Annotated in this window: 22 protein-coding genes; 12 read left to right on the plus strand and 10 right to left on the minus strand. The window is 71.2% G+C overall.

Features of this window, described 5'->3' with window-relative positions:
* Positions 1-68: 68 nt before the first annotated feature.
* Complete coding sequence (locus FJQ56_RS06510) at positions 69-2,654, minus strand: reprolysin-like metallopeptidase (protein ID WP_140008328.1); 2,586 nt, start codon at positions 2,652-2,654, stop codon at positions 69-71.
* A gap of 121 nt (positions 2,655-2,775) precedes the next feature.
* On the opposite strand from FJQ56_RS06510, the gene FJQ56_RS06515 reads away from it, so the two are divergent.
* Positions 2,776-3,510 (plus strand): dihydrofolate reductase family protein, encoded by a 735-nt coding sequence (locus FJQ56_RS06515; protein ID WP_170215287.1) that lies wholly within the window; start codon positions 2,776-2,778, stop codon positions 3,508-3,510.
* A gap of 5 nt (positions 3,511-3,515) precedes the next feature.
* Positions 3,516-4,406: a dihydropteroate synthase gene (locus FJQ56_RS06520; RefSeq protein WP_140008330.1), complete on the plus strand. Its 891-nt coding sequence runs from the start codon at positions 3,516-3,518 to the stop codon at positions 4,404-4,406.
* Between the two features lie 93 nt (positions 4,407-4,499).
* Here the strand turns inward: FJQ56_RS06520 and FJQ56_RS06525 are convergent, their stop codons facing one another.
* From FJQ56_RS06525 to galE, 3 genes are all read right to left on the minus strand, one after another.
* Positions 4,500-5,411 carry an alpha/beta hydrolase gene (locus FJQ56_RS06525; RefSeq protein WP_140008331.1) on the minus strand — a complete coding sequence of 304 codons (912 nt, stop codon included), beginning with the start codon at positions 5,409-5,411 and terminating at the stop codon, positions 4,500-4,502.
* Between the two features lie 135 nt (positions 5,412-5,546).
* A complete protein-coding gene (locus FJQ56_RS06530) occupies positions 5,547-6,359 on the minus strand; it encodes an N-acetylmuramoyl-L-alanine amidase family protein (protein WP_246084015.1) in 813 nt (270 codons plus the stop codon).
* Positions 6,356-7,372 carry a UDP-glucose 4-epimerase GalE gene (galE, locus tag FJQ56_RS06535; RefSeq protein WP_140008332.1) on the minus strand — a complete coding sequence of 339 codons (1,017 nt, stop codon included), beginning with the start codon at positions 7,370-7,372 and terminating at the stop codon, positions 6,356-6,358. Before galE ends, FJQ56_RS06530 begins: the two co-directional genes overlap by 4 nt.
* A gap of 221 nt (positions 7,373-7,593) precedes the next feature.
* On the opposite strand from galE, the gene FJQ56_RS06540 reads away from it, so the two are divergent.
* Both FJQ56_RS06540 and rfbB read left to right on the plus strand, forming a co-directional pair.
* Positions 7,594-9,036 (plus strand): sugar transferase, encoded by a 1,443-nt coding sequence (locus tag FJQ56_RS06540; protein WP_211350766.1) that lies wholly within the window; start codon positions 7,594-7,596, stop codon positions 9,034-9,036.
* A gap of 47 nt (positions 9,037-9,083) precedes the next feature.
* Positions 9,084-10,085 carry a dTDP-glucose 4,6-dehydratase gene (gene rfbB, locus FJQ56_RS06545; protein WP_140008333.1) on the plus strand — a complete coding sequence of 334 codons (1,002 nt, stop codon included), beginning with the start codon at positions 9,084-9,086 and terminating at the stop codon, positions 10,083-10,085.
* Between the two features lie 197 nt (positions 10,086-10,282).
* Here the strand turns inward: rfbB and FJQ56_RS06550 are convergent, their stop codons facing one another.
* The 6 genes from FJQ56_RS06550 to FJQ56_RS06575 all read right to left on the minus strand — a co-directional run bounded on the left by FJQ56_RS06550 (position 10,283) and on the right by FJQ56_RS06575 (position 14,814).
* Positions 10,283-11,698: a tyrosine-protein kinase domain-containing protein gene (locus FJQ56_RS06550; RefSeq protein WP_140008334.1), complete on the minus strand. Its 1,416-nt coding sequence runs from the start codon at positions 11,696-11,698 to the stop codon at positions 10,283-10,285.
* A gap of 86 nt (positions 11,699-11,784) precedes the next feature.
* Positions 11,785-12,138: a phosphomannose isomerase type II C-terminal cupin domain gene (locus FJQ56_RS06555; RefSeq protein ID WP_140008335.1), complete on the minus strand. Its 354-nt coding sequence runs from the start codon at positions 12,136-12,138 to the stop codon at positions 11,785-11,787.
* Positions 12,139-12,189: 51 nt separating this feature from the next.
* Positions 12,190-12,471 carry a DUF2516 family protein gene (locus tag FJQ56_RS06560; protein WP_211350767.1) on the minus strand — a complete coding sequence of 94 codons (282 nt, stop codon included), beginning with the start codon at positions 12,469-12,471 and terminating at the stop codon, positions 12,190-12,192.
* Positions 12,472-12,607: 136 nt separating this feature from the next.
* Positions 12,608-13,216: a hypothetical protein gene (locus FJQ56_RS22385; RefSeq protein ID WP_211350768.1), complete on the minus strand. Its 609-nt coding sequence runs from the start codon at positions 13,214-13,216 to the stop codon at positions 12,608-12,610.
* Positions 13,217-13,218: 2 nt separating this feature from the next.
* Entirely contained in the window at positions 13,219-13,644 is a 426-nt protein-coding gene (locus FJQ56_RS06570) for a helix-turn-helix domain-containing protein (RefSeq protein WP_140008336.1), read from the minus strand.
* Between the two features lie 228 nt (positions 13,645-13,872).
* Complete coding sequence (locus tag FJQ56_RS06575) at positions 13,873-14,814, minus strand: asparaginase (RefSeq protein WP_140008337.1); 942 nt, start codon at positions 14,812-14,814, stop codon at positions 13,873-13,875.
* Positions 14,815-14,924: 110 nt separating this feature from the next.
* Here FJQ56_RS06575 and cysC point away from each other — a divergent pair, with 110 nt between their 5' ends.
* From cysC to FJQ56_RS06615, 8 genes are all read left to right on the plus strand, one after another.
* Positions 14,925-16,853: an adenylyl-sulfate kinase gene (gene cysC / locus FJQ56_RS22880; protein WP_140008338.1), complete on the plus strand. Its 1,929-nt coding sequence runs from the start codon at positions 14,925-14,927 to the stop codon at positions 16,851-16,853.
* 16 nt (positions 16,854-16,869) lie between these two features.
* Positions 16,870-18,099 carry a mannose-6-phosphate isomerase, class I gene (gene manA, locus FJQ56_RS06585; protein WP_140008339.1) on the plus strand — a complete coding sequence of 410 codons (1,230 nt, stop codon included), beginning with the start codon at positions 16,870-16,872 and terminating at the stop codon, positions 18,097-18,099.
* A 161-nt stretch (positions 18,100-18,260) separates the two neighbouring features.
* Positions 18,261-18,482, plus strand: a complete 222-nt coding sequence (locus tag FJQ56_RS06590) for a hypothetical protein (protein WP_140008340.1) — start codon at positions 18,261-18,263, stop codon at positions 18,480-18,482.
* Positions 18,483-18,579: 97 nt separating this feature from the next.
* Complete coding sequence (locus FJQ56_RS06595) at positions 18,580-20,583, plus strand: M1 family metallopeptidase (protein ID WP_140008341.1); 2,004 nt, start codon at positions 18,580-18,582, stop codon at positions 20,581-20,583.
* 157 nt (positions 20,584-20,740) lie between these two features.
* Positions 20,741-21,652: a sulfate adenylyltransferase subunit CysD gene (cysD, locus tag FJQ56_RS06600; RefSeq protein WP_140008342.1), complete on the plus strand. Its 912-nt coding sequence runs from the start codon at positions 20,741-20,743 to the stop codon at positions 21,650-21,652.
* A complete protein-coding gene (locus FJQ56_RS06605; RefSeq protein WP_246084016.1) occupies positions 21,652-22,917 on the plus strand; it encodes a sulfate adenylyltransferase subunit 1 in 1,266 nt (421 codons plus the stop codon). The genes cysD and FJQ56_RS06605 overlap by 1 nt, the downstream gene beginning before the upstream one ends.
* Before the next feature lie 200 nt (positions 22,918-23,117).
* Positions 23,118-23,357, plus strand: coding sequence for a helix-turn-helix transcriptional regulator (locus tag FJQ56_RS06610; RefSeq protein ID WP_140008343.1), 240 nt, complete (start codon positions 23,118-23,120; stop codon positions 23,355-23,357).
* Positions 23,358-23,416: 59 nt separating this feature from the next.
* On the plus strand, positions 23,417-24,583 hold the full coding sequence (locus FJQ56_RS06615) for a nucleotide sugar dehydrogenase (RefSeq protein ID WP_140008344.1): 1,167 nt from the start codon (positions 23,417-23,419) through the stop codon (positions 24,581-24,583).
* The last annotated feature ends 20 nt before the right edge of the window (positions 24,584-24,603 follow it).

Here is a 24,603-nt window from a genome sequence, read left to right on the forward strand (position 1 = left end):
GCCACCAAATCCACGGCGGCGCCCTCCCAGGTGGGAGAGCGCCGCCGGGACGAACGAGCAGCAGTCGATCAGCGAATGGCGATGTTCTTCGCGTTGACCGAGTAGAAGTAGTTGCTCGCGGCGTGGACGATGATCCGCGCCTTGCTGGTGCGCACCCCGTTGGGGAGCTTCACGACGGCGTAGCCGTCGTTGGCCGTGCCCCAGGAGAGGGTGCGGTCCCAGGTCTGACCGCCGTCGACCGAGAGGTAGAGGCGGACCTTGCTGGACAGCTTGTCGGTGCCGTTGACCGCCCAGCGCACGGCGAGCCGCGAGCCGGCCTTGGTCGACTGGCCGGTACGGGCCTGGGACTCGACCAGGAACGGGCCGGTCTTGGCGTCGATGCGCATCCGGACGTTGCGGTAGCCGACGCCGCCGCGGCCGTCACGCGCGGTGAGCCGGAAATGCATGATCCGGTTGCCATCGCCGTTGGTGCCGAGGTAGTCCTTGGTCGGCAGGAACTCGCTGAAGCACTCGACCGACTTGGCCGGCACCGGCTTGTAGGTGCCGCCGTCGGGCGTCGGGCTGACCCCGGGGCAGCGTCCGGTCCGGGCGTTGGTGTTGCCCGACAGCACCTGCGAGAGGTCGGGGAAGAAGCGGGCGCCGTTGGCCGTGGCCAGGTTGATGCCCGGGGCCGGCGACTCCAGGGAACCGTCGTCGCTCACGTTGGCGGCCTTGCCGAAGACACGGAACAGGGGACCGTAGGTCTTCTTGTTGTCGATCAGCAGGGTGCCGTCACCACCGGTGAGACCTCGGTCGGTCTGCTCCCAGAGGTAGGTCAGCTTGTCGCCGTCGGGGTCGACCGCCTTGCCGGTGAGCCGGAAGGGGGTGCGGATCGGCAGGGTGGTGGCCGAGGCGATCTTCTCGACGGTGGGGGCCTTGTCGGTCGTGGCCGCCGTGGTGCCGCCGCCGTTGTCGGCCGCGCCGCCCTTGGCGGTCTCGCCGACGATCGTGGTGACGCCGCCGGTGCCGGTGACGGTCAGCGCGTCGACGTCGGTGTGGTCGCCGGGCGCGTCGGGCGCCGCGGTGGAGGCGAAGATGACCTGGAAGCCCGTCGGGGTGAGGTCCCCGATGGGGGCCGGGTAGTCGAAGCTGCTGTAGGGGTCGTAGCCCCAGGGAGCGACGGTGACGTCCTGGCCGGTCGCGGTCTCGATCGCGGTCTCGAGAGAAGCAGCGTCGTAGTTGTCGGGGGTGAAGGACACCGGGGTGCTGCCGTCGAAGGAGACGGTGAACCCGGAGCCGGACGCGCCGAAGCCGCTCAGCGACACCGTCTGCACCTCGACGACCGGCGCGAGCTCGGCGCCGGTGTAGGCGTTGACCTCGTCGAGGGTCTTGAAGGAGAAGTACGGGTCGGTGTGGGGCTGCAGGTCGTCCTGACGGCAGATGCCGGCGTAGGCCATCACCGAGGAGCCGGAGCCGGGCTCGACCGAGGTCCCGCCGTTGCGGTTGCCGCCGGAGCAGGAGCCCTGGACGCCGTTGAAGGTGTGGTTGCCGGCGAACTGATGACCCATCTCGTGGGCGACGTAGTCGATGGCGAAGAAGTCACCCTTGGGCTCGGGCAGGCCGGTGCAGCCGCCGCCCTTGTAGTCGGCACCGACGACGCCGAGGTAGGCGACGCCGCCGCCGTTGTTGCCCAGCGCGATGTGGCCGATGTCGTAGTTGCTGGCGCCGATGACCTGACCGAGCACGAGGCGGTTGCGGGCGAGGGTGTCACCGCTGCAGAAGTCGAGGTCGCCGTAGTCGTCCTCGGGCGCACCGTCGGGGTAGATGCTCGTGCGGAAGCAGGGCTCGCCGCCACAGGGTCCGTCGGCACCGGTGGCCTTGGCGGCGGTGTCGAAGTTGAGCTTGTCGGTCTCGGGGATCAGCTGCAGCGAGATCGCGAGGTCCTCGCCGTAGATCTGGTTGACCCGGCTGATCAGCGTGGCCTTCTCGGCGAGCACGTTGTCGGAGCCGAAGTAGGCCGCGTACGACGGGTCGGAGGTCAGCGCGAGGCGGTAGCGCTTCTGAACCACCGTGCCCGAGGCGCGCGACGGGGTACCGGTGGAGCCCTTGTCGGCCTTGACGGCCGCGCGACGGACCTCGGGGGCCTCCTTCTCGGCGAAGGCCTCCTCGGGACGGGTGGTGGCGCTGCGGTAGAACGACAGGTGGGTGGTCGTGCCGCGACGGTCGTAGGCGGGGTCGACGTACCAGGCGGACTGGCCGTTGCCGCCGCGGACGGCGGCGTGGAAGCCCATCGGCGTCACGTCGAGCGCGACGGTCGTGGTCGGGTCGTCGGTGGCGTGCCCGGTGTAGGTGGCAATCTCGGGGTGGGCCTTGGCCAGCTCGGGCGCCAGCACGTCGGACCGGGTGACGGTGAAGCGCTCGCTCCCTCCGGTGGGGGTGGGGATGGCGATCTCGCCGTCGGTCAGGTCGGCGCTGACCCGGCGCAGGTCGACGCGCAGCGCGGTGAAGCGCTCCGGCGAGACCCGGACCTTGTCGCCGCTCGGCTTGAAGCCGGAGATCGGCCGGAAGGCCGGGTCGGCCGCCGAGGACGACGTGGTCGAGATGGCCGCCGGCAGGACGCCGGCCGCGAGGACGAGCGCTGTGGCGGCCGCCAATCGGGTGGTACGTGAACGCATGTGTAGGTGCTCCCTCTCCCGCCCCGACCGCTCGACCGGGGGTCCCCGAACCTTAAGCCCGGGCGCCGACAGCCACCATGCCCCTGCATCCGGCGATCTCCGGTTGTCTAGGTTGACGGACGTGCAGGTGATCTTCGGTGCCGAGAGAGACGAGCTGGACGACGACGCCGTGCTGGCGGCCTACCCGTGGCCCGAGGAGGGGCCGTGGGTGCGGGCGATGATGGTGACGACCCTCGACGGCGCGGCCGCCGGGCCCGACGGGCTCAGCGGGTCGATCTCCTCCAGCGTGGACAAGACCGTCTTCGACGCCGTACGCCGCCACGCCGACGCGGTGCTGGTGGGGGCGGGCACCATCCGGGCCGAGGGGTACGGCGCCCTGCGCGCCAAGGACGCCGACGCCGAGGCCCGCCGCGCGCAGGGCCAGGCGCAGGCCCCGGTGATCGCGATCGTCAGCCCGTCCCTCGACCTGCCGTGGGACAGCGAGCTCTTCACCGGCTCCACCGAGCCGCCGCTGGTCCTCACCACCCGGGCTCCCGACGAGGCCGCCCTCGCCCGGGCCCGCGAGGCCCGCGCGACCGTCGTCCAGAGCGACTCCGACGACCTTCCGCCCAGGTTCCTGGTCGACACCCTCGTGCAGCGCGGGCTGCGCCGCATCGTGTGCGAGGGCGGACCGCGGCTGCTCGAGGCGGTGGCCCGTGCGGGCCTGGTCGACGAGGCCGACATCACCGTCTCACCGATGTTCGCCGGCCACGCCCACGTCACCCGGACCGAGGGTCTCGACCACGTCGTCGGCTTCGACCTCGTCCACGTGCTGACGGCCGAGGGGTTCCTGATGTGCCGCTACGTGCGACCCTGACGGCCGTGATCACGCTGCGAGAGCTCGCCCGGCTGGCCGCCCAGCACGCCGACGACCTCGACCACGAGGTGGAGCCGCTGCGGATCGGTGACCGCGAGATCGACACCGACGCCCGCGCGGCGATCATGGGCGTGCTCAACCTGTCGCGCGACTCGACCTACCGCGAGAGCGTGGTGACGTCGTACGACTCTGCGGTCCGCCGGGGACGGGTGCTCGTCGCGCAGGGCGCCGACGTGGTCGACGTGGGGGCCGAGTCCAGCAACGGCACCTCGGCGCGGGTCGGCGCCGACCAGCAGGTCGCGCGGCTGGTCCCGGTCGTGCGCGCCCTGACCGAGGCCGGCGTCCCGGTGTCGGTCGAGAGCTACGAACCGCCCGTGGTCGCGGCCTGCCTCGGGGCCGGCGCCCGGGTCCTCAACCTGACCGGGTCGAGCGCCGACGACGCGATGTTCGACCTGGCCGCCGAGCACGACGCGACGGTCGTGCTCTGCCACATCCTCGGCGACCACGCCCGCGCGCTCGACGGCAGCGACGTCGACGCGGACCCGTTCCCGGCGATGCTCGACGGCTTCGGCCGACGCATCGAGGAGGCCCGGGCCCGCGGGGTCCGCGGCATCGCGATCGACCCGGGCCTCGGCTTCGGCTTCCGCCTCGGCGATCAGCGCGCGCGGGTCCGCCACCAGGCGTCGGTGCTGCTGGCGTCGTTCCGGCTGCGCCGGCTCGGCGTCCCGGTGTGCCACTCGCTGCCGCACTCATTCGAGCTGTTCGAGGACCAGTTCCGGGTCGCCGAGGGCATGTTCGCGGTGCTCGCGCACCTCGGCGGCACCGGGCTCTACCGCACCCACGAGGTGCCGCAGGTCGTCGCCGTCCTCGACGCGCTGCACACGCTCGAGGTCTGAGCAGATCGACGTCCGGCCACGTGTCCGCCGAGGCCCGCGCGCACGGCCCTTTCCGCGTTCACTAACCGGTTAGTGAACGCGGAAAGGGACGGATCACGAGCGGAGGAGGGCCCCGGCCCGGGCGGCGACGTCGGCCAACGCGGTGGCGGCAGCCGGGCTCATCAGGCCCATGTCGATGAAGCCGTGCACGAGCCCGTCGTAGCGGACCCGGACGACCGGGTTGCCCGCGGCCTCGAGCCGGTCCGCGTAGGCCTCCCCCTCGTCGCGCAGCGGGTCGAACTCGGCGGTGACGACCAGCGCGGGCGGGAGCTCCGAGAGGTCGCCCAGCAGCGGCGAGTGGCGCGGGTCGTCGAGGTCGGCGGTCTCCCCGAGGTAGTGCGCGGCGAACCACGTCATCGTCGCCATGTCGAGGAAGTAGCCCTCGCCGTTGTCGACGCGCGACGGGTAGTCGCCCGCCACGTGGGTGGCGGGATAGATCAGGACCTGCGCGTCGACCCGGTCGCGCAGCACCTGCGCCGCGACGGCGGCCAGGTTGCCGCCGGCGGAGTCGCCCGCGACGCCCAGCCGGTCCCCGCCGCCGAGCTCGCCGAGGTGGTCGGCCGCCCACGCGACGGCGGCGAGGGTGTCCTCGACGGCCGCCGGGTACGGCGCCTCGGGCGCGAGCCGGTAGTCGACGGACAGCACGGCCAGCTCACCGTCGGCACAGATGCGCCGGCAGGTCTGGTCGTGGGTGTCGAGGTCGCCGATCACCCAGCCGCCACCGTGCAGGAAGACCAGGGTCGGCACCGCTCCCCCGCCTGCCGGCCGGTAGAGCCGCGCGGGCCGCTCGGCCACCGTCAGCTCCTCCACGCTCCCCACCGGCACCTGCGTCTCAGGCGTCACCAGGTCGACCGTCATCGCCCGGAACGCCTTGCGCGCGACCTCCGGCGTCGACTCGTGCATGGGCGGGTACGGCGCCGCCTCGATGAGCTCCAGCAGGGCCGCGGTTCCGGGGTCGAGAGGCATACCGTCGACGATATCCGCGCGACGGTGACGGTGGTCTCGAGGCTCGCTCCGCTCGCACCTCGACCGACGCGCTCGACGTCGGTCGAGGTGCGAGGAGCCCCAGCGACGAGCCTCGAGACCCCCCGCAGCGACAGCTCAACCCAAGTAACCCCGCACCGCCGCCACCAACGCCTCGGCGTACCGCGCCCGCCCGGACGCCGACGTCATCACCCGCGCGTCGACCGGCGAGCGCATGTTGCCGAGCTCGACCATCACCGTCGGCACGTCGGACAGGTTGAGGGTGCCGAGGTCGCTGCGCACGTCGAGACCGTCGCCGCCGACGTACGTCGCGTAGGCGAAGCCGGCCTCCCGCAGCGCACGTCGTACGACGAGCGCGAACCGTCGCGACGAGGCGGCGATGTCGTCGGTCCAGGGGGCTCGGTCGGGTGGGGTGATCACGTGGAAGCCGTGCGCGTCGACGTCGTAGGAGCCGTCGGCGTGGATGCTGAGCTTGAGGTCGGCGCCGCTGTTGCCGGCGCGGCCACGGGCGTCGACGCACGGTCCCCACGCGCGCTCGGAGTTGCGGTCCCGGGTGAGGACGACGCGCGCCCCGAGCGCCTCGAGCCCGCGCGCCACGCGCCGCGAGACGGCCCAGGTGAGGGTGGCCTCGGGGTAGCCGGCGTCGGTCGCGGTGCCGGTGGTGTTGCAGGGCTTGCGGGTCCCGCCCGACGGGACGAGGCGGTTGACCTCGTCGGGGAAGTTGCGGTTGCCGAGCTGGTGACCGGGGTCCAGGACGACGACCCGCCCGGCGAGCGGGCGCTCCGGGGCCGGGTCAGTCGGCTCCACCGGGGTCGACGACGGCGACGAGCGGGGGGCCGAGGAGGCCGGCGCGTCCGGCTCCGGGTCACCCGAGGAGCAGCCGCCGACCAGGACCAGGACGAGCACCAGGAGCGCGGCGCCCGCCCTCACTCGTAGCCGAGGACGTCGCTGCGCCGCTCGGCCCACGCCAGCGCCGAGCCGATCGCGTCGTCGAGGGACAGCTCGGTGCGCCAGTCGAGCAGCCGGGCCGCCTTGTCGACGTTGGCGTAGGCCCCGACTGCGTCGCCGGGTCGTGGGCCGGCCTCGGTGACCGGCACGGGCGCGCCGAAGACCCGCTCGAACGCGGCCACGAGCTCGCGCACGGTCACCCCGTCGCCGGCACCGACGTTGATCACCGTCGAGGGGGCCTCGACCGCGGCCAGCACGTCGTCGAACCGCTCGACGGCCCGGACGTGGGCGCGGGCGAGGTCCCAGACATGCACGTAGTCACGGACGCCGGTGCCGTCACGGGTGGGGTGCTCGGTGCCGGTGATGGTGAACGACGGCTTCTGCCCACGCGCGGCCAGCACCAGCTGACCCAGCACGTGCGACGGCTCCTTGGCGTAGATGCCCGACTCGAGGTCGGGGTCGGAGCCGATCGGGTTGAAGTAGCGCAGGATCACCGCGCGCAGGTCGGTCGCGCCCGCCAGGTCGACGAGCACCTGCTCGATCATCCGCTTGGTCCACGCGTACGGCGACGTGGGCGCGAGCGCGTCCTCCTCGGTGACCTCCAGGTCGTCCCCGGTGGCGTCCTTGGCGGCGTACAGGCTCGCCGAGGACGAGAACAGCACGCGGGTCAGCCCGAGCGCGGTGAGCTCGTCGAAGAGCTCGAGCGACTTGGCGACGTTGTCGCGGTAGTAGAGGTAGGGCTGCTGCATCGACTCGGGTACGACGATGCGCGCGGCCATGTGGATGGTCGCGTCGAGGTCGGGGTGCTCGGCCACGATCCTGCGCAGCAGGGCGCGGTCGGCGATGTCGCCCTCGTAGAAGATCCGGTCGCGCACGAACGCCTGCGGGCCGCTGAGCAGCGAGTCGAGGACGACCGGGACGTGGCCGGCCTCCTCGAGCGCCTTGGCGGTGATCGAACCGATGTAGCCGGCGCCGCCGGTGACCAGGACCTTCACGCCACGCACGCTACCGGGGCGAGCCGAAGACCACCTGCACCCACCAGCACCGACACCCGAGCCGTTGGCACGTTCTGTCACAAATGCCCAGTTAAAAATGACGGTTCGTCGTTCAGCACCGACTGGGACCTCTAGGCTGCTCAGTGACCGACCACTGGTGCTCGGTCAGGAGACCCGGGGGGGATCTCGCCGACCCGTCCCCGACGTTCGTGGAGCACACCGTGACGTTGACCGACACCGTGACGCGGCTGCGGACCCGTCCCCGTAGTCGCGGCGTCGGCCTGATCCCCTACCTCGCGTTCGGGCTCGACTTCCTGGTGATCCTGGCGACGACACTGGCTGCCCTGGCCAGCCGCAACATGGGCTTCTTCGACCCGGCGGCCGACATCGACGACGGTGTGGGACTGGCCGGACCCCTGGTGCTGGTGGCCTGGCTCGGCCTGATCTGGCTCGTCGGCGGCTACCGCAGCGACAAGTTCGGAGCCGGTACCGAGGAGTACAAGCAGGTGCTCAACGCGGGGCTGCTCATGGCCGGCCTGCTGTGCGCGATCTGCTACCTCGGCCAGATCCCCTTGTCCCGCGGCTTCTCCTTCACCCTCTTCGCCGTCGGCATCCCCGCCCTGCTGGTCGAGCGTCGCACGATGCGCCGGCTGATCCACCGGGCCCGTGCCCGCGGTTCCCTGCTGCAACGGGTGCTCATCGCCGGCTCGGTCGAGCAGGTCGACGAGGTCGCCGCCGTGCTGCGCCGCGAGCGCTGGCTCGGCTACCAGGTCCTCGGCGCGCTCACGCCGGCCCACGACCGGCGTCCCGAGACGCCGTCCGGCATCCCCGTGGTCGGCAACGCCCACGACGTGACGGTGATGCACGGCGTCGACGTCGTCTTCTTCGCCGGCGGCTCCGACACCTCGGCGAGCCAGATGCGCTCCATCGTCTGGGACCTCGAGAGCCACGACGTCCAGATCGTGGTCGCGCCCAGCGTCAGCGAGATCAGCAGCGACCGCGTCCGGGTCCGCCCGGTGGGAGGGCTGCCGCTGATGCACATCGCGCCGCCGACCTACGAGGCCGCCGCCCGCCTCGGCAAGCGCGCCTTCGACCTGGTGGGCAGCGCCGTGCTGCTGGCGGTGCTGTCCCCGCTGTTCCTGGCCGTGAGCCTGGCGATCCGGGTGCGGGACGGCGGCCCGCTGCTGTTCCGGCAGACCCGCGTGGGTCTGCGCGGCAAGGAGTTCACCTGCCTGAAGTTCCGCTCGATGGTCGTCGACGCCGAGGAGCGGCTGCGCGCGCTGCACCTGCTCACCGGGCACGAGGCGGGGCTGTTCAAGCTCAAGGAGGACCCCCGCGTCACCAAGTCGGGTCGCTGGTTGCGGCGCTACTCCATCGACGAGCTGCCCCAGCTGGTCAACGTGCTCCGCGGTGACATGAGCCTGGTCGGCCCCCGACCGCCGCTGCCCCACGAGGTGGCCGACTACGGCGACGACACCGTGCGTCGCCTCCACGTGCGCCCCGGCCTGACCGGGCTGTGGCAGGTCTCCGGTCGCTCCGACCTGAGCTGGGAGGACGCGGTGCGACTCGACCTCTACTACGTCGACAACTGGTCGATGATGCAGGACCTCTCCATCCTGCTGCGCACCTTCGGTGCCGTCCTCGGCTCGCGCGGGGCCTACTGACCGCCGACGGCCCCGCGCCGTCCGGCCGCGCTCGTAGAGTGCGCTGCGTGCAGCGCATCCTCGTGACCGGTGGGGCCGGGTTCATCGGCTCGGCCTTCGTCCGCCACCTCGTGCAGCACACCGACGCGGTGGTCACGGTCCTCGACAAGCTGACGTACGCCGCCAGCCTCGAGTCCCTCGACGGTCTCCCCTCCGAGCGCGTCAGCCTGGTGGTCGGCGACGTCGCCGACCAGCCGCTGGTCGACCGGCTGGTCGGGGAGCACGACGCCGTCGTCCACCTCGCGGCCGAGTCGCACAACGACAACAGCCTCACCGAGCCGGGCCCGTTCATCCAGACCAACATCGTCGGCACGTTCTGCGTGCTCGAGGCGGCCCGCCGCCACGGGACCCGCCTGCACCACGTCTCGACCGACGAGGTCTACGGCGACCTCGAGCTCGACGACCCGCAGCGCTTCACCGAGGCCACGCCCTACAACCCGAGCAGTCCCTACAGCGCCGCCAAGGCCGGCGCCGACCACCTGGTGCGGGCGTGGGTGCGCAGCTTCGGGGTCAGGGCGACGATCAGCAGCTGCTCCAACAACTACGGCCCGTGGCAGCACGTCGAGAAGTTCGTCCCGCGCCAGGTCACCAACGTCCTCGAGGGCGGGCGCCCCAAGGTCTACGGCACCGGCGCCAACGTCCGCGACTGGATCCACGTCGCCGACCACGCCGCCGCCGTCTGGACGATCCTCGAGCGGGGTCGCCTCGGCGAGACCTACCTGATCGGCGCCGACGGCGAGCGCACCAACCTCGAGGTCGTCGCGATGATCCTCGAACGCCTCGGCCGCCCGGCCGACGACTACGACCTCGTCGCCGAGCGCGCCGGTCACGACCTGCGCTACGCCATCGACTCCACCAAGCTGCGCGACGAGCTCGGCTGGACCCCGGCCTACCCCGACTTCGCCGAGGGCCTCGCCGCCACCATCGACTGGTACGTCGACCACCGCGACTGGTGGGCCCCCCACAAGCACGCCACCGAGGCGGCGTACGCCCTCAGGGGCCAGGCCTGAACCACACGCCGGCTGAGGCGCGAGGACGTGCACGACCGAGGCCCGAACAACGCCGGCTGAGGTGCGAGGAGCCCCAGCGACGAGCCTCGAAGCCACCGCAGCCGACCGTCCAACAGGTGCCGCAGCCGCGGAGGAAGGCTCGACATCGCCAGACTGATGGGTGACGAGGTGTGAGCCGGCGAACGCCCTGAAGGCGCTCAGTAGGCCCGTGCGTGCCTGACCTTGCGCTTGGCGAAGCGCGACGGCGGCCGCTCGGTGTAGGTGTAGTCGTAGCCGTAGGAGTAGCCGTAGCCGCGGCGTCCCCGACCCTTGGCCGGCACCATGTTCATCACGACGCCGACGCACTTGGCGCCGACCGAGTCGACCCGCTCCAGCGCGTGCGCGAGCTGGTCGCGGGTCGTCCGACCGTGACGCACGACCGCGAGCATCCCGTCGGCGCGGGCGGCGAGCAGGGCGGCGTCGGTGACCGGCAGCAGCGGCGGCGCGTCGAGCAGCACGACCGAGAAGCGGTCGCGGAGCTCCTTGATGAGCGACTCCATCTGGTGCGACTGCAGCAGCTCGGAGGGGTTGGGCGGGCGCGGTCCGCTGGTGAGCACCTGGAGCCCCGTGTCGCCGTAGGGCTGGAGCGCGTCGTCGAGGCTGACCTTGCCGATCAGGACGCTGGTCGTGCCGACCGAGTCGTCGAGGCTGAGCCGGGTCGCCATGGTCGGGCGGCGCAGGTCGCACTCGACGATGCACACCGTCTCGCCGGCCATGGCCAAGGTGATGGCCAGGTTGGTCGCCGTCGTCGACCTGCCCTCGCTCGGCAGCGAGCTCGAGATCACGAAGACACGGTGGTCGCTGTCGACCTCGACGTACTGCATGTTGGTCCGCAGCACCCGGAACGCCTCGGCCCACGGGGTCGGCTCGCCGAGCGCCTCGGACGGGACCTTGCGCACCGCGACGGTGTCGGTGTTGATGTTGCCGAGGACCGGGCGTGACGTGACCTGGGCCAGGTCGGCCGAGGTGGAGATCGAGGTGTCGAGCAGGTCGCGCAGCACGGCCAGGCCGACCCCGAGCAGCAGGCCCAGCAGGATGCCCAGGCCGACGTTGCGTGGCACGTTGGGGCTGACCGGGGTGTCGTCCGCCTGGGCGTTGTCGACGATCGACGCGCGAATCGGTGCCTTGCCGCCGCCCTGGGGTGTCTCGATCTCGGACACCAGCCGGCTGAGCTCGACCGCGTAGGCCTGCGCGATGTCTCGGGCGACCACCGGGTCGTCGTAGCGCGCGGTGATCACCATGTTGACCGTGTCGGGCACCACCTCGGCGGTCACCGCGCCGCGTACGGCGTCGGGGGTGAACTCACCGCCGAGCTTCTCGGCGACCGTCTCCGACAGCTTGCGGGTCCCGACCAGGTCGACGTACGACGTGACCCGCTGCGTCGCGAACTGGTTGCCCGCTCCCGCCTCGCTGGCGTTGGCGCTGGCGGTCGAGACGAAGATCTGCGAGGACGAGGCGTAGAGCGGGGTCGACTGCCAGGTGAGCAGCGACGCTGCCGCCGTCGCCAGCAGCACGCACAGCACGATCAGCTTCCACCGCCGACGGATCGTCAGCCAGTAGTCCCTCAGCTCCACGATGCCATCCCAGGTTTGTCTGCCACGAAGATCGTCACACTAACGGAGGCGTTTCGGAGCGACGCAACGACCGGATGGGTGCGAATTCAAGCCGGGACCCGGCCGTAGTCGTCGTCGAGACGGCAGATATCGTCCTCGCCGCAGTAGGACCCGAGCTGGACCTCGATGATGACCAGGTCGTCGACGTCCATGTTGGTGATCCGATGGGCCTGACGGGCCTCGACCCGGACCGACTCGCCCACCGCGGCGACGACCTGCTGGCCGTCGACCACGCAGGTGGCCCGGCCGGCGACGACGTTCCACAGCTCGGCGCGGTGCTCGTGGGTCTGATAGCTCAGCCGCTGCCCGGGCCGGACGACGATGCGCTTGACCTTGTAGCCGGGGCCCTCGTCCAAGACGTCCCAGGACCCCCAGGGCCGTGACTCGTGTTGACCGATCATGACAGGACCCTACCGGGCTCGGCCCGGCAGCAGGTGACGGCCGCGTGAACCTCAGCGCCGGTAGAGGCCCGCCAGGGCGGGCCGGACGTCGGCCAGGTAGACGAGGGCCGCGATCAGCAGGAAGAGCCCGACCAGCGGCAGTCCGATGACCACGAACTGCAGCACGACGCCGATGCCGAGGATCGTGCACCAGGTGGTCTTGGTGAGCTTGTCGGCGGCGGCGTAGGCCTCGGCCGAGTAGAGCAGCGAGTTGATGAAGGCGAAGATCGAGACGGCGAGCTTGGCGAAGAAGATCAGCAGCATCACGACGCTCTGGGCGTAGAAGACGTCCATGGTGGCTCCAGGCTAGTGGCTGACGGGGTCCGACGCAGGACACCCGGGCTTTCGCAGCTCGTGCCTGCGAAAGCCCGGGTGGCCTGGCGGTGCGGGAGACGGCTCAGAACAGCGCCAGCTGCTCGTCGCCCTCTCTTCAGCTGTTCGAGGTGCCGGTGCTCGCGGTGCTGGCGCTCGAGGTGCTGGCGGGCGCAGCGGCCTTCTTGGCGGGCGCCTTCTTGGCCGCCGCCTTCTTGGCGGGGGCCTTCTTGGCGGCCGGCTTGGTGGCCGCCTTGACCGGGGTGGCCTTCTTGACGGCCGGCTTGCGGGTGTTCTTCTTGGCGGCCGGGTTGGTCGTGTTGACCTTGACCTCGACGGTGGCGGTCGACGGCAGCTTGGTGCCGCGGACGACGGCCTCGCCGCGCTTGGCGAGGTCGGCGTAGGTGCCGGTGACGGTGCCGACGGCCCCGAGAGCGGCGCTCTGGCCCTTGGTCGGCAGGGCGAGAGCCTCGGCCTGCAGGTCGGCGACCCGCGACTCGATGGCGCTGCGGCGGACCTTGGCCTGCTCGAGGGCAGCGGCCTGGACCTTCTTGGCGTCGAAGGACGTGACGGTCTTCTGCACGTCGGCGACCTTGGCGGTCACGTCGGCGACGTACTCCTTGACGGCGGTGACCGCGAGGTCACCGGCACCGACGCCGGCGTAGAGGGGGGTCTTGGCGACCGCGGGGATCTCGAGGGACTTGAAGTCGATCTTGGTCTTGGCCATGGTCAGCTCTCCTGGGTGTGAAGTTGTGCGGGTGGGGTGGTCTCGTCGTCCACGGGCTGCTCTGCCACGGTGGTCGCGTTGGACGCGACGAACGACGAGTAGACATCGAGCAGTGACTGCTTCTGGCGCTCCGTCAGACCGGAGTCGGCCAGGACGGCAAGCTCAACCGACCCGACGACACCTTCTTCAGGACTGACGATCCCGGCCCGGATGTAGAGCTGTTCGGCGGAGATCCTCAGTGCCTTGGCGATCTGCTGCAGCACGTCGGCCGAGGGCTTGCGCAGACCTCGTTCGATCTGGCTCAGGTAGGGGTTGGACACGCCGGCCTGCGAGGCGAGCTGCCGCAGGGAGAGTCGCGACGCGAGTCGCTGCTCCTTGAGGTAGTCACCGAGCGACTCGACGGTCTGCCCGACCAGGTTCTTGGCCATGACCCCATGGTGCTTGCAGCAGCTAGCAAAACGCAAACTGAGCTAGCGTGCTCTTGTTCACACGCGGTCGGTGGACACCTGTCCGACGAAAGACGCCCGGACGAAACAAACCGCCGACATACTTCCGGTATGAGGAGATTCCTTCGCCACCTGCGGCGGCGGGTCCGGTGCCGCATCAAGTACGGCGTCGCGTGCCCGCACCCGCCCGGCTACCACTGACTCCTCCGCTCAGAAGGTCGCGCGGATCTCCCCCACCGGCCGCCCGCCACCGAGCAGCGTGAGCACCCCGGTCGCATCCACCGCGGCGTCGTGGATGCCGGAGCGCCGCAGCGCCGCCGCCATCAGCACGGGCCGCACCCGGGGCGCGCCGTCGTCGGTCTTGAGCGCGAACGCGCGACCGTCGGGCAGCGCCACGGCGTAGCACGACTCCGCACCGGCCTTGCCGATCGCGCCCGGCAGCGCCGTGAGCAGGGCGAGCTCGTCGCGTCGCGTCCCGGAGACGTACGCCGGGAACGCACGGATCGCGTCGGCGACACGCTTCTCGGCGCCTGCCTGCGCGACGGCCAGGGTGCGGAAGGCGGTGGCCAACCCCACCAGGGAGGTCGAGAGCAACGGCGCCCCGCACCCGTCGACCGCGGAGACCTCGACCGGCTCTCCGGTGACCTCGGCGAACGTCGCGGCGATCCCGGTCTGCAGCGGGTGCGCGGGGTCGAGGTAGCTGGCGGTGTCCCAGCCGTTGACCACACAGGTCGCGAGCATCGCGGCGTGCTTGCCCGAGCAGTTCATCGAGATCGGGTCCTTGGCCCGGCCGTCGCGGATCGCGTCCTCGCGGGCGGCGTCGTCCAGCGGCCAGTCGGGCGGCGTCTGCAGGGCGGCCTCGGTGAGGCCGGCAGAGGCGAGGATCCGGCGGGCGCCGTCGAGGTGGAAGCCCTCCCCCGAGTGCGAGGCGGAGGCCAGGGCCAGCAGGTCGTCGGGCAGGTCGAGCCCGAGCCGCACCATGCCGAGCGCCTGCAGCGGCTTGTTGCACGAGCGCGGCAGGACCGCCGTCTCGACGGCACCCACCGACCAGTCGACCGACCCGTCGGACGCCAGCGCGACGACCGAGCCGTAGTGGTGCCCCTCGACGAACCCGGAGCGGACGATCTCGGCGACGATCACGGGGGCTGGCATGAGGCCAGGCTAGGGCGTCGAGTGGAGACGCCCGGGGGAGGACGAGCGACGGGAGCCCAGAACCCGCTAACCACCACGAGGGCACCTCTCCGACTGGCACAATCTCGCCAGTGCCGACTCCCGTGCCGCAGCACTGCCCCACGCCTCGCGAGCTCGACGACCTCGAGCTGCTGGTGTCGGGGGCGCTCGCGCCACTGACGTCGTACGACGCCCCGGGCTCGCCCGTCACGCTCACACTCCCGCCCGACCTGGCCGGCGCACCGACGGTCGAGCTGGTCGACCCCGAGGGCCTGCCCCTCGCGCTGGCCCACCTGGAGGCCGACGACAGCCGCCGGGTCGAGGCGCTGACGGCCGCGCAGCACGGCCCCTTCCGACGGCTCCACCTGACACCGGCCCAGGTGCGCGCGCAGCACGCCGGGCGCACCTTCGTGCCGATCACCGGACCGGTCACCGAGACCCAGCTCGCGCAGCTGCGCGGCCTCGGGCCGGTGGTGCTGCTCGCGCTCGTCGGCCACGGCACCCCCGAGCTGTCGCCGGTCGCCCTGCTGCGCGCCACGCTGCGCGTCGCCGCCTCGCTCGATGCCGAGGTCGTCGCCGTCCCCCTGGCTGCCCACGGCGACCCCGAGGCCGACCACGCGCTCGGGGTCGACGTGGTGACGACGTACGCCGGGCCCGACCCGGTCGTCGGGCTCGTCGACGACGACGCGGACCCGCTGCCCGAGCTCGACGACATCCTCGACGCCGACCAGCCGCCGGCCGACCGGGTCGGGCTGGTGCTGTTCTTCACCGGCCTGTCCGGCAGCGGCAAGTCGACGCTCGCGCAGGCGCTGGTCGACCGGCTCCTCGAGCAGGGCACCCGCACGGTGACGACCCTCGACGGCGACGTCGTACGCCGCCACCTCAGCGCCGGCCTGACCTTCTCCCGGGCCGACCGCGAGACCAACATCCGCCGGATCGGCTGGGTGGCGGCCGAGGTCGCGCGCCACGGCGGCGTCGCCGTGGTGAGCCCGATCGCGCCGTACGACGAGACCCGCCAGCAGGTCCGCACCATGGTCGAGGAGGCCGGCGGTGCGTTCTTCCTGGTGCACGTCGCGACGCCCCTCGAGGAGTGCGAGCGCCGCGACCGCAAGGGCCTCTACGCCAAGGCCCGGCGCGGCGAGATCACCGACTTCACCGGCATCTCGGCCCCCTACGAGCAGCCCACCGACGCCGACGTCCGCGTCGACACGACCGGCCGCACGGTCGACGACGCCCTGGCCGACGTCCTCCAGGTCCTCGCCGACCGCGGCCACCTCCCCACATCGGTCGAGGTGCGAGGAGCCCCGGCAGCCACGTCGGTCGAGGTGCGAGGAGCCCCGGCAGCCACGTCGGTCGAGGTGCGAGGAGCCCCGGCGACGAGCCTCGAGACCACCGCAGCGTCACGTCAGGTCGACCACGAGCCCGTGGCTTCGAGGCTCGCTCCGCTCGCACCTCAGCCGACGTACGGGCCCTCCCCCCTGCACGTCCTCTTCGTCTGCACCGCCAACATCTGCCGCTCCCCCTACCTGCAGCTCGCGGCCCAGGCCCTCGCCGGCGACGCCGACCTCGTGTTCACCAGCGCCGGCACCCGGGGCTTCGCCGACCAGCCGATGAACCCGCCGATGGCCGAGGCTCTCCTACGCCACCACCCGGGGGCCGAGGCGGCGCTCGAGACGTTCCGCAGCCGGTCGCTGACCCGTGCGCTGGTCGACGGGGCCGACCTGGTGGTGACGGCCGAGGCGGCGCATCGCACCTTCGTGCTCGACGACCAGCCGGGCGCGTTCCGCAAGGTCTTCACGCTCGGCCAGCTCGCCGAGGCCCTGCAGCAGCTGCCCGACGACCTCGACCGCCCCGAGCTGCTGAGCACCCTCGGCGTACGCCGGGGCACCGCGGCCCCCGCGCTCGACGTCACCGACCCCTTCGGCCGCGGCCCCGAGGCCGTCGAGGCGAGTGCCGGCCACCTCGACGCGCTGCTGCGGGCCGTGCTCCCCCGGCTCGCGGGACAGACCGGACCGAGGTGACCCGACCGTGTTCCTGATGACCAACACCGTGCGCGACTACGCGTGGGGCTCCAGCTCGCAGCTGGCCCAGTTCCTGGACCGGCCGGCGACCGGCAAGCCCGAGGCCGAGCTGTGGATCGGGGCCCACGCCACGGCGCCGTCGGAGCTGCCCGACGGCCGGCGGCTCGACGCCGTGATCGCCGACGAGCCGACACCGGTCCTCGGCTCCCGGGTGGTCGACATCTTCGGCGAGCGGCTGCCGTTCCTGATGAAGGTGCTCGCCGTCGACCAGCCCCTGTCGCTCCAGGTGCACCCCAGCGACGAGCGCGCCCGGATCGGCCATCGCGCCGAGAGCGAGGCCGGCGTGCCGATCGACGCCGGGTCGCGCAACTACAAGGACCAGTCGCACAAGCCCGAGCTGATCTTCGCCCTGACTCGGTTCGAGGGGCTGGCGGGCTTTCGCGACGTGACGAAGTCCGCGGCGATGCTGCGGCTGCTCAAGGTCGCCTGGGCCGAGGAGGTCGCTGACCGGCTCGAGTCCGGTCCGGCGTTCCAGGCGCTGCGGGCCGTGGTCACCGACACCCTCGCGCTCGAGGGTCGCCGGCTCGCGCGCATCCTGCGCGACGTCGGCGACGCCGCCCGCCATGCCGGCGCCCGGGCAGCGCGCGAGGAGGGACGCCACGTCGTCCACCGCCGGGGCGATCCCCAGATCCGCGCCGAGGCGGCGCGCTCGTTCACCCGCGTCGGTCAGCTCGTCAAGGACTACCCGCGCGACCCCGGTGTCCTGGTGACCCTGCTGCTCAACAACGTGCTGCTCGCCCCTGGCGAGGCGATGTTCGTCAACGCCGGCGTCGTGCACGCCTACCTCGAGGGCTTCGGCGTCGAGATCATGGCGTCGTCCGACAACGTGCTGCGCGCCGGGCTGACCCCCAAGCACATGGACGTGCCCGAGCTGCTCAAGGTCACCAACTTCACCCCGATCCCCCCGCCCCGCTGGGAGCCGTCGGAGAAGACCCGCGACTACTGCCACATCGAGCCCCCGGTCGCCGAGTTCGCCCTCACCGTCGGGCGCACCCCGCTGCGCCGCCTCCCCCAGACCGGCCCCCGCACCGTCCTGGTCCTCGAGGGCAGCGTCACCGTCGCGAGCCGCCACGGCGGCGACCCGATCACCGCCACCCGCGGCCAGTCCGTCTTCGTCACCCACGACGACGGACCGATGGACCTCACCGGCGACGCCCGCGTCGCCATCGGCTCCGTCCCCGTCTGAACCACACGCCGGCTGAGGTGCGAGGAGCCCCGGCGACGAGCCTCGAAGCCACCGCAGCGACATACCGACCCGGCCCCTCGGTGGTCGAGCCTGTCGAGACCAGACACACCGCAGCTCACCCGATCGCCACGGGCAAGACACCCCGTCCGTATCCTCGTGAGGTGGTCGACCGCATCCTCATGACGATCGCGATCGTGACCCACACCTACCTCGCAGCGGCGTTCGTGCTCACGGACGGCCCGGCCGGCAACCCGGTCATCCTCAAGCTGTCCACGGAGCACGGCGTCCACGAGTCCGACGTCCCGGCGCTCCTGGTCTGGGCGATCGGCGTGGCCGCCGTGGTCGCGCTGTGGATCCGTGCCCGCGGCAAGTCCGAGAGCTGATCGAGCCGAAGCCCCAGGCGCCTTTCCCGCCCTTCCCGTCGTCGACCACAATGGCCGAGGCGTTGCCGACTGTGGCCCGCCACGAGGAGGCTTCGAGATGTCACACCTGCGCGCCTGGATCGTCGCCGCGGCCAGCACCGCTGTCACCGCCGCACTGATCACTCCGACCGTCCCGGCCGACGCCGCGCCGACAGCGAGCCCCGGCGTGGTCGGCGCGCAGACCGCCGGCGACTCGCTGTTCCCCCACCAGGGCAACGGCGGGTACGACGTCAGCCACTACGACCTCGACATCGCCTGGACGACGCCCAACGTCATCACCGCGACCGCCACGATCACGGCCACGACGACGCAGCAGCCGCTCGAGCAGTTCTCCCTCGACCTCGAAGGCCTGAGCGTCGACGCGGTCACCGTCGACGGCGCCGCCTCCGCTCACGCGCGCGTCGACTCCGGCGACACGTTCAAGCTGGTCGTCACCCCGGCGTCCCCGGTCAGCGGTGAGTTCACGACCACGGTCACCTACTCCGGCACCCCCGTCAGCCACACCGACCCCGACGGGTCGGACGAGGGCTGGGTCGCCACCGCGGCGCAGGAGGGTGCCGTGGCGCTCAACGAGCCGGTGGGGGCGATGACCTGGTTCCCCAACAACAACACCCCGCAGGACAAGGCGACCTTCACGACCAGGCTCACCGTCCCCTACGCCGCCGGCCTCGGCGCCCTCAACCGGGTCGCGGTCAGCAACGGCGTGCTCGTCGGGTCGCCGACAGTGTCCGGCAGCACCCGCACCTACACCTGGAACCAGCCGAACCCGCAGGCGTCCTACCTCGCCATGGTCGGCATCGGCCGCTACACCGCGTCGGAGTCGGACGTAGCGCTGACCTCGGGCACGACGCACGAGTGGTCCTTCGCCGACCCGAGCGCCACCGGCAGCGGCCGGTTCGCCACCGCGCGCGGCCGGCTGTCGTCGATCCTCAAGGGCATCGAGAAGCACTACGGCCCCTATCCCGGCAGCAGCACCGGTCTCGTCCTCGACGTCTCCTCGCTCGGCTACGCCCTGGAGACCCAGGACCGCCCCTACTTCGAGAACTCGATCGACGGAGCCACCCTCATCCACGAGCTGGCCCACCAGTGGTTCGGCGACGCGGTCTCGCCTGCGGACTGGAGCGACGTGTGGCTCAACGAGGGCCCGGCGACGTTCATCGAGACCCAGGTCGGCGCCGACCTCGGCGGCGGCACCTCGACCCACGACACCTACTACGGCGACTGGAAGTCGTCGAGCGCATCGTTCTGGGCCACCCCGGCCGCCGGGTTCACGGACGCCTCCGACCTCTTCGGCAGCCAGGTCTACGCCCGAGGCGCCATCGCCCTCGAGGCCCTGCGCACGGCGCTCGGCAACGCTGTCTTCACCGACGTGATGCGCACCTGGCTGGAGACGTACGGCGGTGGGAGCGCCACCACCGCGCAGTTCATCGACGTCGCCGAGCAGGTCTCGGGCTACGACCTCGCCGCGTTCTTCCAGACCTGGATCTACGGCACCACCAAGCCGACCGCCTGGCCCACCGCCTACCAGCCCGGGACCCTCAACCCCACCCCGACTCCGAGCATGGACAGCCTGGTGCGGGTCGGCCGGCGCGTCACCGTCGTCACGTCCGCGTGGGACCCGGGCGCGACGCTGACCTACCGCTGGTTCCTGGACGGCAAGGCCGTCCCTAACGCCTACCGCTCGTCCTACGTCGCCACCGCCTTCAGCCTCGGCAAGTCGCTCACCGTCGCCGTCACCGGGCGCCGGACCGGCTACCCGTCGGTCACCCGGACCAGCTCCCCGAGGACGGTCCTGCGCGGCTTCCAGGTCCCCATGGCAGACCCGACCGTCCGGGGCAACCCCCGCGTCGGAGCCACCCTGAGGGCCTACCCCGGCTCCCACTCCAACACGACGCTCCGGCAGCAGTGGTACGTCGACGACCGGGCCGTTGCCCGCGCGACCACCACCAAGTTCACGCTCCGGCCTCAGGACCGCAGTCGGGTGGTTCGGTTCGCCGCGCGGTGGACCCGGCCCGGCTACTTCCCGGTCGTCAAGTACAGCTCCCGCCTGCGCGTGCGCTGAGCCACGTACGTCGACCCGGCGGCTCCGCCGGGTGCTGAGACTCGTCTCAGCACGGCCCCGCCGGTCGGCATACTCGGTCCGAGCCGCACGGCCGGCACGCGCAGTTACGCTCACTCTGCCGCCCGGCACACCACCGTGAGAGGAACCCCGTTCCCCGATGACCAACACCCATGACTACCGGCTGAGCCAGCTCGACCAGCTGGAGGCGGAGTCGATCCACATCTTTCGTGAGGTCGCCGCCGAGTTCGAGAAGCCCGTCCTGATGTTCTCCGGCGGCAAGGACTCGATCGTCATGCTGCGCCTGGCGGAGAAGGCGTTCTACCCGGCCAAGATCCCGTTCCCGCTCCTCCAGATCGACACCGGGCTCGACTTCCCCGAGGTCCTCGAGACCCGCGACAACTGGGTCGACCGCCTCGGCATGCGCATCGTGGTCGCCAGCATCGACGACGCGATCGCCAGTGGCGTGGTCATCGACGACGGCAAGACCAGCCGCAACCGGATGCAGACCGCCACCCTGCTCAACGCGATCGAGGAGAACGGCTTCACCGCCCTGTTCGGCGGTGGGCGTCGTGACGAGGAGAAGGCGCGCGCCAAGGAGCGCGTCTACTCGCACCGCGACGAGTTCGGGCAGTGGGACCCCAAGATGCAGCGACCCGAGCTGTGGAGCCTCTACAACGGCCGCATCCACGCCGGCGAGCACATGCGGATCTTCCCGATCTCCAACTGGACCGAGCTCGACGTGTGGGACTACATCGGACGCGAGGGCATCGAGATCCCCCAGATCTACTTCGCCCACCAGCGCAACGTGTTCGTGCGCGACGGGATGCTGATGAGCGAGACCCCGCTCAACCCGACCCGCGCCGGCGAGGTCGTCGAGGAGCGCACCGTCCGGTTCCGCACCTGCGGCGACATCACGCTGACCGGCTGCGTGGAGTCCACCGCCTCGACGATCCCCGAGATCATCGACGAGATCTCCGTCGCCAAGCTCACCGAGCGCGGCGCCACCCGCGGTGACGACCGGTTCTCCGAGGCCGCCATGGAGGACCGCAAGAAGGAGGGCTACTTCTGATGGCCGAGACGCACATGGACCTGCTCCGCTTCGCCACCGCCGGCTCGGTCGACGACGGCAAGTCGACCCTCATCGGACGGCTGCTGCTCGACTCCAAGTCGATCTTCGCCGACCAGCTCGAGGCCGTCGAGGCCACCAGCGCCGCCAAGGGCTACGACTACACCGACCTCGCCCTGCTCACCGACGGCCTGCGCTCCGAGCGCGAGCAGGGCATCACCATCGACGTGGCCTACCGCTACTTCGCGACGCCCAAGCGCAAGTTCATCATCGCCGACACCCCGGGCCACGTGCAGTACACCCGCAACATGGTCACCGGCGCCTCCACCGCCGACCTCGGCCTGGTGCTCGTCGACGCCCGCCAGGGCCTGACCGAGCAGTCGCGGCGCCACGCGGTGATCCTGTCGCTGCTGCGGGTCCCCCACCTGGTGCTCGCGGTCAACAAGATGGACCTCGTCGACTACTCCCAGGAGGTCTACGAGCAGATCCACCAGGAGTTCACGTCGTTCGCGACCAAGCTCAACATCCCCGACCTCGAGGTCATCCCGATCTCGGCCCTGGCCGGCGACAACGTCGTCAACCGCTCCGAGCACATGAGCTGGTACTCCGGTCCCACGCTCATGCATCACCTCGAGCACGTCCACGTCGCCTCCGACCGCGACCTGATCGACGCCCGCTTCCCGGTCCAGTACGTCGTACGCCCCAAGTCCGAGGAGCACCACGACTACCGCGGCTACGGCGGCATGATCGCCGGCGGCGTGCTCAAGCCCGGCGACGAGGTCGTCGTCCTCCCCTCCGGGATGACCTCCAAGATCGCCGCCATCGACCTCTTCGACCGCGAGATCGCCGAGGCGTTCCCGCCGATGTCGGTCACCATCCGGCTCGAGGACGACGTCGACGTCTCGCGCGGCGACATGATCGCCCGCATCAAGAACGCCCCCCAACCCAGCCAGGACATCGACGCGATGGTCTGCTGGATGACGACCACGCCCCTCAAGCCGCGCCAGAAGCTGGCCATCAAGCACACCACCCGCACCGCCCGCGCCCTGGTCAAGGACATCCAGTACCGCCTCGACGTCAACACCCTCCACCGCGACCAGGAGACCAAGGAGCTCGGCGTCAACGAGATCGGCCGCGTCCAGCTGCGCACCACCGTCCCGCTGCTCGTCGACCCCTACTCCCAGAACCGCACCACGGGCTCCTTCATCCTCATCGACGAGGCCACCGGCATCACCGTCGGCGCCGGCATGATCAACTCCGGCTCCTAACCGCACCCCTCGGTGGTCGAGCCTGTCGAGACCCCCTCGCTGGTCGAGCCTGTCGAGACCGCCCCGCACGGTCATCGAGCCGCGGGGACGAAGTCACCGCAGCCGAACCTCGGTGGTCGAGCCTGTCGAGACCCACCCCCACGGTGGTCGAGGAGGTCGCGCTGGCGACCGTCTCGAGACCACCTCCCTATGCTCCACAGATGGATCAGACGCAGGTCACCGACCCGGCCGAGCTCGGCCTCGCCATCCGGCAGGCCCGGGGACAGCGCGGCTGGGACCAGGCCACGCTCGCCGAGCGCATCGGCGTCACCCGCTCCACCCTGGCCAAGGTCGAGCGTGGGCACGCCGGCAGCGTCGCCACCGCCCTGCGCGCCCTGTCCGAGTGCGGGTACGCCGTCACCGTCGCCCCCAAGCCCGACGACACCGCCGTCCATCCCTGACCGAACCGCCGGGGCTCGCCGCGAACCGCCGCGCGAGTCAGCCCCACTAGGCTGAGCCCATGAAGATCGTCGTGGTCGGCCTCGGATACGTCGGCATGTCGAACGCCGTCGTCCTCGCTCAACACAACGAGGTCGTCGCCGTCGACCTCGACGAGGAGCGGGTCAAGCTCGTCGAGCGCCGATTGTCCCCGATCGAGGACACCGAGCTCGAGGACTACCTCGCCCATCGCGAGCTCGACCTCACCGCCACGTCTGACGCCCTCTCGGCGTACCCCGGAGCCGACTACGTCATCGTCGCCACCCCGACGAACTACGACGAGACCACCAACTACTTCGACACCTCCTCGGTCGAGGCGGTCACCCGCCAGGCCCTCGCCGCCAACCCGACCGCGACCGTCGTCATCAAGTCGACCGTTCCGGTCGGCTTCACCGCACGCCTGCGCGAGGACCACCCCGGCGCCTCGATCGTGTTCTCGCCGGAGTTCCTGCGCGAGGGCCGCGCCCTCTACGACAACCTGCACCCGAGCCGGATCGTCGTCGGCGCCACGTCCGAGGCCGCCCACACCTTCGCCGACCTGCTCGCCCAGGGAGCGGAGGACGACGACATCCCGACGCTCTTCACCGACTCCACCGAGGCCGAGGCGATCAAGCTCTTCGCCAACACCTACCTCGCGCTGCGGGTCGCCTACTTCAACGAGCTCGACACCTACGCCGCCATCCACGGCCTCGACTCGGGCCAGATCATCCTGGGCGTCGGCCTCGACCCGCGCGTCGGCACGCACTACAACAACCCGTCCTTCGGCTACGGCGGCTACTGCCTGCCCAAGGACACCAAGCAGCTGCAGGCCAACTACCGCGACGTCCCGCAGAACCTGATCAGCGCCATCGTCGAGGCCAACACCACGCGCAAGGACTTCATCGCCGACGACGTCATCCGTCGCGGCCCCCAGACCGTCGGCATCTACCGCCTCATCATGAAGTCCGGCTCCGACAACTTCCGTGACTCGAGCATCCAGGGCGTGATGAAGCGGCTGAAGGCCAAGGGCATCGAGGTCCTCGTCTACGAGCCGGCGCTCACCGTGTCCGAGTTCTTCCACTCCGAGGTGGTCTCCGACCTCGAGGACTTCAAGGCCCGAGCCGACGTGATCATCACCAACCGGCGTACCGACACCCTCACCGACGTCGCCGACAAGGTCTACACCCGCGACCTCTTCGGTCGCGATTGAGGCACCCCCCGAACGCGGTG

The sequence above is a fragment of the Nocardioides plantarum genome (genome assembly GCF_006346395.1).
GTDB lineage: Bacteria > Actinomycetota > Actinomycetes > Propionibacteriales > Nocardioidaceae > Nocardioides > Nocardioides plantarum.

What these genes read in the sequence shown, in the direction of transcription:
- manA (WP_140008339.1), top strand. Translation starts at nt 16,870, where the DNA reads ATGACCAACACCGTGCGCGACTACGCGTGGGGCTCCAGCTCGCAGCTG.
- FJQ56_RS06595 (WP_140008341.1), top strand. Translation starts at nt 18,580, where the DNA reads ATGTCACACCTGCGCGCCTGGATCGTCGCCGCGGCCAGCACCGCTGTC.
- FJQ56_RS06615 (WP_140008344.1), top strand. Translation starts at nt 23,417, where the DNA reads ATGAAGATCGTCGTGGTCGGCCTCGGATACGTCGGCATGTCGAACGCC.
- FJQ56_RS06575 (WP_140008337.1), bottom strand. Translation starts at nt 14,814, where the DNA reads ATGCCAGCCCCCGTGATCGTCGCCGAGATCGTCCGCTCCGGGTTCGTC.
- FJQ56_RS06610 (WP_140008343.1), top strand. Translation starts at nt 23,118, where the DNA reads ATGGATCAGACGCAGGTCACCGACCCGGCCGAGCTCGGCCTCGCCATC.
- FJQ56_RS06560 (WP_211350767.1), bottom strand. Translation starts at nt 12,471, where the DNA reads ATGGACGTCTTCTACGCCCAGAGCGTCGTGATGCTGCTGATCTTCTTC.
- FJQ56_RS06605 (WP_246084016.1), top strand. Translation starts at nt 21,652, where the DNA reads ATGGCCGAGACGCACATGGACCTGCTCCGCTTCGCCACCGCCGGCTCG.
- FJQ56_RS06525 (WP_140008331.1), bottom strand. Translation starts at nt 5,411, where the DNA reads ATGCCTCTCGACCCCGGAACCGCGGCCCTGCTGGAGCTCATCGAGGCG.
- cysD (WP_140008342.1), top strand. Translation starts at nt 20,741, where the DNA reads ATGACCAACACCCATGACTACCGGCTGAGCCAGCTCGACCAGCTGGAG.
- FJQ56_RS06555 (WP_140008335.1), bottom strand. Translation starts at nt 12,138, where the DNA reads ATGATCGGTCAACACGAGTCACGGCCCTGGGGGTCCTGGGACGTCTTG.
- FJQ56_RS06510 (WP_140008328.1), bottom strand. Translation starts at nt 2,654, where the DNA reads ATGCGTTCACGTACCACCCGATTGGCGGCCGCCACAGCGCTCGTCCTC.
- FJQ56_RS22385 (WP_211350768.1), bottom strand. Translation starts at nt 13,216, where the DNA reads ATGGCCAAGACCAAGATCGACTTCAAGTCCCTCGAGATCCCCGCGGTC.
- FJQ56_RS06570 (WP_140008336.1), bottom strand. Translation starts at nt 13,644, where the DNA reads ATGGCCAAGAACCTGGTCGGGCAGACCGTCGAGTCGCTCGGTGACTAC.